Genomic DNA, 10275 nt, shown 5'->3' with positions numbered 1-10275 from the left:
ATTAAGGAAAAAATCTTAGTAGAGAGATTAGAGCTTGAGGATATTACGGCAGAAGAAATTGATGATAATGAAGCATTATTTGGAGATGGATTAGGATTAGATTCTGTAGAAGCATTAGATGTAATTTCAGGAGTTGAGGAAGAGTTTCAAATTAAAATGCAAGGTCTTCCTGAAGATAAAATACGCGAGACATTTAGTTCTGTAGAAACATTAGCAGCTTACATTAGTGAGCGTTTAATGCAGACGGTATAAATTTTCAACCGGTGAAGTCTGCAATAATAGGAGTAGACTTCATCGGTTATTCTTTAACATGGGAGAGGAAGAAGAATGACTCTAAAAGATAAGGTTGTTATTGTAACAGGAGCGACCAGAGGGATAGGTAAAGAAATTGCAGTACAATTAGCGAAAAATGGTGCGAAAGTAATTGGAATTTATGCTCGAAGTGAAAAGGCTGCTAATGAGATCCAAGAGGAGCTAAATAAATATGGGCACGAAATTTACTTCTATAAAGGAGAAGTAAATGATAGAAGCTTTGTACAACAAACGATCCAAGATATTATGAATAGCCATGGAAAGATTGATGTGTTAGTCAATAATGCAGGGATTAATCGAGATAATTTTATATTTAAAACTGAGGAAGCTGATTGGAATGATGTTTTCCAAACAAATTTCGGTGGTACATATTATTTCTGCAATGAAGTTATTCCATACATGGTGAAACAAAAAAGCGGAAACATCATTAATATGGTTTCAGTAAGTGCTGTAAATGGAAGAGAAGCACAAACAAATTATGGATGTTCAAAAGGAGCTATTATAGGATTCACACGTATGTTGTCTCGAATATATAGTACACAAGGGATAAGGGTTAATGCTGTAGCTCCTGGAATGATTGAAACAGAGATGATTCAGCATGTACCAGATAATAAGCTAAGTAACTTTTTACACCATACGAATACAAAAGCATTAGGTCAAACTGAACAAATTGCAAATATTGTTATGTTTTTGGCAGATGATGAGAATTCATATTTTACTAGTACAGTGTTTAAAATAGACGGCGGATTTTTAAGATAGGAGGGTAGTCAATTGGAAAAGAATTTACTCATTACAAACTGTGAACAATCTTTTAATCAATTCATCGGGGAGTTTTATTTACAACGCGGTTATAATGTAATCTTTTACTTTCAAAATGAAGAAGAAAAAAATAAGTATGAAAAGTACTTGGAAGAAAAGAAAGTGAACCTTGAAAAGTGCATGCTTATCTGTAATCCACACATTTGCATTGAATCTTTAGAGAAAGAGGTAGAAGAAATTTCAGGCCGCTTTGGTAAAATCGATATTTTAATTCATGGAAATGAAATGCTTGATGAAACAAGTTACTTTAAGGAAGATTCTATTGGTTTAGAAAAAACGATTGAGGAAATGTTTGAAAAAGTTTACTTGTTTAGCCGAGTTGTCACGTCCCAGATGATTAAAACAAAGGAAGGAAAGGTAATTTTCCCACTTATCTTTGATGTATTATATCCAGAATATTACCCAAGTTCGCCAATGTTAAATCACGGGAAGATTTCTCTTATGAAATGTATGTCACATGAGTTAGCAGCATTCAAATTAAATGTAAATGCTATGACATTTGGATATTATGATAACGACTTTGATTCTGCAACGAAAAAGGAATTAAAGAAGAAGTTAGAGATATTTGCATTACGTCCAAGATTATTAAAGTTAAAAGAATTAGTTCCTGCCTTGAATATGCTTGTTGAGCCAGCCGTTCCAACAATTGGTGGAGAAAACATTCATATTGGTGCAGGTATAGAAACAGTCATTTAAGGAGGAAATATAAGGTGGATGAAATTAAAATTGTTAGTTTAGGAACATTTTTACCTGGTACACCAATTACAAATAAAGATATGGAAGATACGTTGAGTGTAAGAGCTGAGTGGATTGAAAATGTTATTGGAAATGAATCTAGATATTATGCAATTAACTTTCAAGAGAAAAAGATAGATTATGACTTAATTGATCTATGTGAAAAAGCTGCTTTGGATGCTTTTCAGAACTCCCCATTACAATCCTTAGAAGAAATTGACCTTATTATATTATCCACAGCTACTCCAGATCATTTAATGCCTGCAACAGTAAATCTTTTAGCAGATAGACTTGGTCTGCAAGGAATCCCAACATATCAAATTCAAGCGGGTTGTTCGGGAGCATTACAAGGACTAGATGTTGCACAACAGTTTTTAAAAGTAAATGATTATAAGCATGCATTAGTGGTTGGCGGAGATGTATGCAATAAATATATGGATTTGAATAGAGATTTTAAAAAGCTTCGTTCTTCAGAACTGATCAATTATGTATTGTTTGGAGACGGTGCAGGTGCAGCTATTCTAAGTAAAAATACAAAATCACCTGGTTTTAAACTCGTACAAATTTCAAATAAATTTGAAGGGTTGAATCGTAAGCCTGCACAAGTCATGAATTGGATTGGGAATATCCCTTCTGATGTCCAAGGAATGACTTCAAGGCAAATAGCTAAGAAGTATCCATCAGCTCAAGAAGATTACAAAGCTATTGAAGAATACGTTCCTACCTTGACAAAGGAAATGTTTAGCACATTATTGGAAGAAAACAATTGGGGAAAAGATGAAGTAGATCACTTCCTCCCTCCACAATTAGGCTGGAATATGACTAAGAGAATTATAGAGCATGCAGAATTGGATTTTGATAAAACCACTAATTGTGTAAAAGAAACTGGAAATAACGGAAATGCTTTACCTTATGTTCAATTAGCAAAGTTAAGTGAGCAAATAAAATTGAATGAAAAAGTAGTGGGAGTAGCAATAGAATCATCGAAATGGATAAAAACAGGATTTGTTTTACAATACGTATAAAAGGTGGTCCCTATGAATGATAAAGAGTTAATTAAATTAGTAAAAGACTTTATAAAAAAAACTGCTAGTCAAGAAGTATTTTCAAATATATTGAATGGATTTTCGGGGATAGAATCTGTATTAACAAAGGAAAAAATCGGATTCTTACTAAGGAAATTGGATATGGAACTGGTCCCAGACTTTCATAAGTTAAAGGTAGGGCTGGTAAGTAACTTCACTGCTGATGACCTGATTAGTTATTTAAGGTTCGCGTCCTTTAAAGATTCCATCTTTTTAGACAACTATGTAAGTCCGTATAATCAATATGTATATGAACTGATGAATAAAGATAGTGAACTTTATAAATCAGAACCTAATGTGACAGTATGTTTACTTGATGAAGGATTTATCTTTAATGAAATCAGTTTAAGCTCCACAATTGAACAAATTGAAGCGACAGTAATGCTTAAATTAAATGAATTAGAGAATTTAATTAAAAACTTTACAAAGCTAAATGGTGGATTATTTATATTAAATACAATTCCATTACTAAGCCTTTCCCATCATAATGTCATTGACTATAAAACAAAAGCGAAGCTAAGTAAATTATGGAGAAATCTGAATAGTAATTTATTATCATTAATGGATAATTACGAACAATTGATTGTCTTAGATATCGATCTTTTCTACCAAGATTTTGGAGTAGCTGTAACGGATAATAAAATGCGTTATTACGGATCAATGAGTTTTTCTCAAGAATTGTTACATGCTATTGCTGAAGAAATCCATAAGATTCATCGCTCAATTTTGGGGCTCCAGAAAAAGTGCCTAGTTTTAGATTTAGATAATACTCTTTGGGGCGGAATTATTGGGGACGCTGGCGTACATGGAATCGACTTAGGTCCAGATGAAAAGCCAGGAAATATCTATTATGAATTTCAAAAAGCGATACAGACCTTAGGAAACCAAGGAGTACTATTAACTATTAATAGTAAGAATGAGTGGTCTAATGCAAAAGAAGTGTTCCATACTCATCCACATACCGTTTTAAAAGAGGAAGACTTTGTAAAAGTGTGCTCTAATTGGGAACCTAAACATGAAAATATTAAAGAAACTGTTAATGATTTAAATATTGGTATGAATAGTTTAGTGTTCATTGATGACAATCCATTTGAGAGAGAAATGGTAAAAACATATCTTCCTGATGTAGAAGTACCTAATATGCCTAATGATCCATCTTATTACATTTCAGAGCTATTAAATAAGGGGTGGTTTAATACAATTTCTCTTACAAAAGAAGACTATTCTCGAAAAGAAAAGTATCAGCAAATTGTACAAAGAGAAACATTAAAGAAAACATCTCACTCGATAGAAGAATACTTAGACGCTCTAGACATTAAAGTTGAAATTATTGAGCCAAACAACTTTACTATTCCACGTTTAGCTCAGCTAACACAAAGAACAAACCAGTTTAATATGACTACTGAGCGACTACAGGAAAAAGAAGTTAAGTCTATGAGTGACAATCTGGGGCATCATGTTTTTGGCTTTAAATCATCTGATAAATTTGGTGATAATGGTATTGTTGGTGTGGTATTTGTAAATGAGATCATTAAAAACGGAGATAAAATTTGGAATATTTCGAATTTTATTATGAGTTGTCGTGTCTTCTCAAGAGGAATCGAAACAGTAGTATTAAGTCACGTGTTAAAACAAGCAAAAAATGAAGGCGTAAATGTAGTAATTGGAAATTACATTCCATCTAAAAAGAATCATATTGTAAAGGATTTTTATATCAATCACGGATTCAATTTATTAAGTGAACAAAATGGGACGGTAGTATTTGATTATAACTTGAGTGAAATGCAGTTAAAAGAAGTGCCATGGATTCAGTTATCTACAAAAGGGGAGGTAGTACAATGACTTTAACAAGTATTCTAACAGAATTACTTGCAGATATTCTGGAAGTTGAAGAAGAAGAAATTAGTTTTAACAAGGAGCTATCTGATTATGAAGGATGGGACTCTGTAAACAGTTTGCGTATACTAACTCATGTTGAAGACGAGTTTAATCTTCGTTTAAGTATGGATCAATATTCTAAAGTACAAACAATTGGACAGTTGCAAGAATTAATTGAGGAGACAAAAAATGGGCAGTGAGATTCTGAATTATCCCAATCAAAGGAAACACACTTATCATTTTTTAGACCATGCAAAAGAATTTAGTCCTGTTTATCTCAGTGTAGATGTAGATGTGCGTAATCTTCAAAAGTCTAGAGACTATATCTATACGAAAACTCAAACTAAAATTAGTTACATTGCTTTTATAATAAAGGGCATTTCAGAGGTATTAAAGAAATACCCACAAGCAAATGTATCTGTAAAAGAAGCATTTTCGCCTAAAATGGCTGTTTACAAAGAAATTATTGCAAAGTTTACTCTGGATAAAACAATTAATAAGGAAAGAGTGGTTCTAACCGGGAAAGTTTTTAACAGTGATTCGAAGTCTCTAGAAGAGATTCAAAATGATATAGAGTACTACAAAAAAACTGAATTTCAAGAAATAGAAGATTTTAAACCTATAAAAATGCTTCATTCTTTACCTACTTGGTTAGGAAATATCTTATATAAAATGAACGTTGGTAATCTAAAGAAACGACATAATATTCAAGGGACCTTTACTGTTACTTCTCTTGGACATAGACCAATCAAACATTTTTATCCGATCACTTCAGCTACCCTATGTTTTGGGGTTGGGGCGATTGAAGAAAAAGCGAAGGTAATAGACAGTAGTATTGAAATCCGTCCTATTCTACCAGTATGTTTGACATTTGATCATAGGGCTATAGACGGAGCATTAGCAGCTGACATTTTGGCAGAAATAAAAGAACAATTGGAGAAATGGGGGGATTAATGTGGCTAGGCGACCTAAAAAAGATAAATATGATGTTATTGTAGTAGGCGCTGGAATGGGGGGATTAGGGGCAGCGGTCTACTTGGCTCAAGAAGGGTATTCCGTATTAGTTGTGGAGCGTCACTATAGAGCAGGTGGATATGCTCACTCATTCCGTAGAAAGAAATATACATTTGACTCAGCTGTACGAATTGTTGCTGGAGCGAAAGATGATGGATTGCTATATGAATTATTGAAAAAGGCTGGACTAAATGATCAACTGGAATTTGAAAGATTGGATGAAGTATATTCTGTTTTCTATCCTGATCAAAAATTCACAGTTCCTCGTCAAACGATGGGGTTAATAGAAACTTATAGCAATATTTTTCCTCACGAAAAGAAAAATATTGAAAACTTGGTTAAGGAAATGGAAAAGTTGTATGTGGCAACAATGGAACTTCTAAAATCAAGAGATCCAATGAAAATGTTAGCTAATGAAACGATTATGAAGTATAGAACGATGACTTTTCATGATATGGTAGCTTCATTTTTAAAAGATCCAAAAGCTATTTATGCTTTCTCAGCCTTATGGGTTTATTATGGAACTCCTCCTACAAAAGGAAGTGCAATGTTTTTTGCTTACGCTATTATGAGTTATTTCCAAGAAGATATTTATTACCTAAAGGGAAGTTTTCAAAAGCTAGCGGATGCTTTTGTCGGGCGTGTTCAAGAATTAGGTGGGGAAGTTTGTTTGAACAATGAAGTGAAAAAGATTGAGGTAGAAAATAAAAAAGTAAAAGGGATTCATTTATCTACAGGAGAGTATGTAGAAGCACCAATTGTAGTATGTAATGGTGATCTTACCAAAATGATGCATGAGTTAGTTGGAGAAGAATTTTTCACAGCTCGATATAAAAAACGGATCTCTCGCCTTACGCACTCCATTTCAGCTTTCGAAGTATTTATGGGAGTAGATTACCCACTAGAAGATTTAAACTTAGCACATGAAACATTCTTATTCACTGGTTACGATTATGATGAATTCTATAATAAACATAAAAACTTGAAAGAACTGGGAGTAGATGGATTAAGTGGTCTTGCCATTACTACCCCAACCTTAGTAGATAGATCACTGGCTCCAGAAGGAAAGCATGCGTCTGTTATTACTACATTAGTTCCTTACGATATAGGAAGAGATTGGAAAGATGTGAAGGAGCAATATCAAGAAAAACTGATTAGTATGGCTGAAACCGTTATCCCTAATTTATCGGGCCATATAGATTTTGTAGAATCTGGTACTCCAAAAACAATGGAGAGATATACGAATAATACAGGTGGAGCTATATATGGATGGGAACAGAATATGAACCAATTAACCTCAAGGCCTCAACATGAAACACCAATTGAGGGGCTGTACCTATCAGGTCAGTGGACAGATGCAGGTGGTGGAGTGGTTTCGGTATTACTATCAAGTTATAAATTACTTGAAAAGCTAACAAAAACAAAAGTCGGTGTTTAGGAGAAAGAAGATGAAATGTGTAAAAACGACATGTAATGAACACACAGCAACAGCTTATATCTATTTGGATTCTAAAGAAACAAAAAATAGTTTAGACTTTGCATTTGCTACAGAGCTGTTAGAGGAAATTAGATATGCAAATCATAATCCAGATATTAAGACTATTGTATTTTTGAGCCCGCATCGTAGTTTCTTTTCTAGCGGACCATCACTACCCGGACTATTAGAAATAGGAGAAACAAAGAATCATTCTGAATTGCAAAAAATGCTAAATCTTTTGAATGAAGTAATAAAAGAAATATATTACTCTCCAAAGGTAACAATTGTAGGATTTAATGGATATGCCTACGGAGGAGGACTAAATATATTCCTAGGGTGTGATTATCGCATTGCGGTAGAACGAGCTAAATTCATTGAAAATTTCCACAATATGGGAGTGACAGCAGATTTAAGTAGTAGTTATTTTCTTCCTCGTTTGATCGGGATGACCAAAACATATTCTATTATCCTATCTGGTGATTTATTTACAGCAGCAGAGGTAAAAGATTGGGGATTGTTTAACCAAGTATTTCCTTCTACAAAAGAAATGAAAAGTCATATAGAAGAATTTTGTGAAAAAATAAATTTGCAAGACTTTTCGGCAATACAACGTACAAAGATGTTACTCAAACATTCAATACAAAATACTTTGGAAGATCAACTTTGTATGGAAAATGAAGCCCTACAGAATAGCTTTAAAAGTGATGAAGTTATAAACCGTTTAAAAACTATATTAAATCATTCTATGATCTAAGGAGGGTGACTGAATATGTCATCTGTAAAAGTAAGGGTAAAAGTAGATGTAGAAGAGTGGATGGTTAATCCCAATGAAGTATTACTTCAAGAAGCACCGTTCATTTTCGTAGACAAGATTGTAACAGTGAGTGATGAGGAAATTATTTGTTTAAAACATTTGGCACACAATGAACCTTATTTTAAAGGACATTTCCCAAAGAATCCTATACTCCCTGGGGTATTGATGGTGGAGATGGCAGCACAAGCAAGCCTAATTCTTACTACGTATAAACAAAATAAATTTAAGTTTAATGAAGACTCTGATTCTAAACAAGAGGGCTACTTGGTAAAGACGAATAATTTTACTTTCTATAACAAAGCGAAGCCAGGTGATTCTCTTAAAATTCGAGTGAGGCTTACACAAAATACAGGTAATTACTATACTGCGAGTGCACTTATCAGTTTTGCTGACAGCAATGGAAGAGTTGCAAAGGGTGAATTAGTATTTTATCTACCAAGTAAGGGGGAGACAAAAAATGTTAATTAAAGATGTTGTGATTGTGGGAAGTGGCCCTGGTGGAGCTTTGTTAGGCTACTTATTGGCGAAGTCTGGAATTGACGTACTTGTTATAGAAAAAAGTGCTACTTTAAAAAGAAATTTTAGAGGAGAAACAATTGCGCCTGGATCGGTATCACTTTTAAAACAGCTTGGCTTGTTCGATAAAATTCCAAAAGACCAATATTTGAAGGTACAAAAGCTCCTTATGTATGACAAAGATGAAAAACTTTTAGGAATCGATTTTAAAAATTTTAATCATGAACAAAAGTATGGAATTGATATGCCACAACCTACGATTTTAAATGTAATTTTGAAAGAAGCAGATCAATTTGAAAATTTCTCATATTGGAATGATACAACTTGCATGGAGCTAACTGAAAATGAAAATGGAGAAGTTGATGGGGTTATTTGTAAAAAAGAGTCTGAAAGTCTACAAGTCAAAAGTCGATTAGTTGTTGGAGCGGATGGACGATTTAGCACAGTGCGAAAATTATCTAAACTTCAATTTGAAAAAAATGAATATGACCGTGACCTTGTTTTCTGGTTTAAAGTTCCGAAACCAGAGGGATGGCCAGAGGAATGGAAAGAAACGAGTATTATTAAGGTAGATCGAAATAATCACTTAATTCTCTTACCTACATTCCCAAACCTTTTAAGAGTTGGTATGTATATAGAAAATAATGGGATTTCTGAGACGTATGCGCAAGGAATCGAAACGTTTAGAGAGAAAGTCATTGCGCTAGAACCAAGATTAGAAGAGGTGATGCAGGAACACATTAAAGATTGGAACGATACTTCATTACTTAAAATCTTTACTACGTTTGCTCCTAAGTGGTCTAGAAATGGTCTAGTTTTAATTGGAGATGCTGCACATACGTTGTCTCCAGTTCTAGGACAAGGTGTGAATGTCGCGATGCAAGATGCAGTAGAGTTAGCGCCGTACATTATACAAGGGTTACAAAAGGAAGATGTGCAGGCAGAACCTTTAAAGCATGAATTGTTTATAGAATTTGAAGAGAAAAGAAAGAAAATTGTATCCTTTATATCAAATTTTCAAGAAGAACAAGAAAATGGTTTAGCAGCAAAAACCGATCAGGAGTGTAAAGAAAGAGTAATAAAAATGAAGATGCTTGACAACCATCCGTTGAAATATCAAATGATGAGTCCGATACAGTATGGAATTGCTTTAGAGAACTAACGGAGGAGGAGCGTGTATGTTCTATGGCATTGGAATAGATTCGGTTGAAATAAATAGAATTGAATCAATGTATGATAAACGGCCTGAATCACTAGTGAATCAAATCCTTACTGAAGCTGAAAAGGAACAATTTTATTCCATAAAACAAAAAAAGAGAAAGATGGAATGGCTATCCGGAAGGTTTAGTGCGAAGGAGGCTATGTCTAAAGCAATTGGTACAGGAATTTGTGGAACATTTGGCTTTCATGATGGAGAGATATTAAGTGATAAAAATGCGAAACCAGTTTTCCATTTATCTGAGAAGACAAAAGGGGTTTTGCCTAGCGGTATAAATATATTTGTAAGTATTACGCATACGCAAACTACAGCTTCATCTGTTGTAGTCTTAACGGAAGTATAAATATAAGTAGGGTAGTTCCATTTTTGAGAAAGAATGGTATATCGATTCGAGAAGTGGAAATAC

General features: G+C 33.8%; 12 protein-coding genes. All 12 read left to right on the top strand.

What is annotated here, in order from left to right; genetic code table 11:
* On the top strand, positions 1–252 hold a 252-nt coding region (locus ACQGSG_RS22815), incomplete at its 5' end, for a phosphopantetheine-binding protein (RefSeq protein ID WP_426948079.1).
* A gap of 75 nt (positions 253–327) precedes the next feature.
* Positions 328–1071: an SDR family NAD(P)-dependent oxidoreductase gene (locus ACQGSG_RS22810; RefSeq protein WP_377949922.1), complete on the top strand. Its 744-nt coding sequence runs from the start codon at positions 328–330 to the stop codon at positions 1069–1071.
* 12 nt (positions 1072–1083) lie between these two features.
* Positions 1084–1827: an SDR family oxidoreductase gene (locus ACQGSG_RS22805; protein WP_426948077.1), complete on the top strand. Its 744-nt coding sequence runs from the start codon at positions 1084–1086 to the stop codon at positions 1825–1827.
* A gap of 14 nt (positions 1828–1841) precedes the next feature.
* Positions 1842–2891 carry a 3-oxoacyl-[acyl-carrier-protein] synthase III C-terminal domain-containing protein gene (locus ACQGSG_RS22800; RefSeq protein ID WP_426948075.1) on the top strand — a complete coding sequence of 350 codons (1050 nt, stop codon included), beginning with the start codon at positions 1842–1844 and terminating at the stop codon, positions 2889–2891.
* A gap of 12 nt (positions 2892–2903) precedes the next feature.
* Positions 2904–4793 (top strand): HAD-IIIC family phosphatase, encoded by a 1890-nt coding sequence (locus ACQGSG_RS22795; protein WP_426948073.1) that lies wholly within the window; start codon positions 2904–2906, stop codon positions 4791–4793.
* Complete coding sequence (locus tag ACQGSG_RS22790) at positions 4790–5029, top strand: acyl carrier protein (protein WP_179884561.1); 240 nt, start codon at positions 4790–4792, stop codon at positions 5027–5029. The genes ACQGSG_RS22795 and ACQGSG_RS22790 overlap by 4 nt, the downstream gene beginning before the upstream one ends.
* Positions 5019–5783 (top strand): 2-oxo acid dehydrogenase subunit E2, encoded by a 765-nt coding sequence (locus ACQGSG_RS22785; protein ID WP_377949913.1) that lies wholly within the window; start codon positions 5019–5021, stop codon positions 5781–5783. Before ACQGSG_RS22790 ends, ACQGSG_RS22785 begins: the two co-directional genes overlap by 11 nt.
* 1 nt (position 5784) lies before the next feature.
* Positions 5785–7281: a phytoene desaturase family protein gene (locus ACQGSG_RS22780; RefSeq protein ID WP_098403905.1), complete on the top strand. Its 1497-nt coding sequence runs from the start codon at positions 5785–5787 to the stop codon at positions 7279–7281.
* A gap of 10 nt (positions 7282–7291) precedes the next feature.
* On the top strand, positions 7292–8074 hold the full coding sequence (locus ACQGSG_RS22775; RefSeq protein WP_426948070.1) for an enoyl-CoA hydratase/isomerase family protein: 783 nt from the start codon (positions 7292–7294) through the stop codon (positions 8072–8074).
* A gap of 15 nt (positions 8075–8089) precedes the next feature.
* Complete coding sequence (locus tag ACQGSG_RS22770; protein WP_377949907.1) at positions 8090–8602, top strand: 3-hydroxyacyl-ACP dehydratase FabZ family protein; 513 nt, start codon at positions 8090–8092, stop codon at positions 8600–8602.
* Positions 8592–9812: an FAD-dependent monooxygenase gene (locus ACQGSG_RS22765; protein WP_426948068.1), complete on the top strand. Its 1221-nt coding sequence runs from the start codon at positions 8592–8594 to the stop codon at positions 9810–9812. The genes ACQGSG_RS22770 and ACQGSG_RS22765 overlap by 11 nt, the downstream gene beginning before the upstream one ends.
* Before the next feature lie 16 nt (positions 9813–9828).
* Positions 9829–10212, top strand: coding sequence for a holo-ACP synthase (gene acpS, locus ACQGSG_RS22760; RefSeq protein ID WP_377949903.1), 384 nt, complete (start codon positions 9829–9831; stop codon positions 10210–10212).
* Positions 10213–10275: the final 63 nt, after the last annotated feature.

It is taken from the genome of Bacillus sp. GMa5/1 (assembly GCF_050172015.1).
Lineage (GTDB): Bacteria > Bacillota > Bacilli > Bacillales > Bacillaceae_G > Bacillus_A > Bacillus_A cereus.
This window is presented reverse-complemented; position numbering and strand designations above follow the sequence as displayed.

Bases quoted from the DNA above. Each gene is read 5' to 3' on its own strand.
- ACQGSG_RS22810 (WP_377949922.1), top strand. From the start codon at position 328: ATGACTCTAAAAGATAAGGTTGTTATTGTAACAGGAGCGACCAGAGGG.
- ACQGSG_RS22795 (WP_426948073.1), top strand. From the start codon at position 2,904: ATGAATGATAAAGAGTTAATTAAATTAGTAAAAGACTTTATAAAAAAA.
- ACQGSG_RS22790 (WP_179884561.1), top strand. From the start codon at position 4,790: ATGACTTTAACAAGTATTCTAACAGAATTACTTGCAGATATTCTGGAA.
- ACQGSG_RS22785 (WP_377949913.1), top strand. From the start codon at position 5,019: ATGGGCAGTGAGATTCTGAATTATCCCAATCAAAGGAAACACACTTAT.
- ACQGSG_RS22775 (WP_426948070.1), top strand. From the start codon at position 7,292: ATGAAATGTGTAAAAACGACATGTAATGAACACACAGCAACAGCTTAT.
- ACQGSG_RS22770 (WP_377949907.1), top strand. From the start codon at position 8,090: ATGTCATCTGTAAAAGTAAGGGTAAAAGTAGATGTAGAAGAGTGGATG.
- ACQGSG_RS22765 (WP_426948068.1), top strand. From the start codon at position 8,592: ATGTTAATTAAAGATGTTGTGATTGTGGGAAGTGGCCCTGGTGGAGCT.
- acpS (WP_377949903.1), top strand. From the start codon at position 9,829: ATGTTCTATGGCATTGGAATAGATTCGGTTGAAATAAATAGAATTGAA.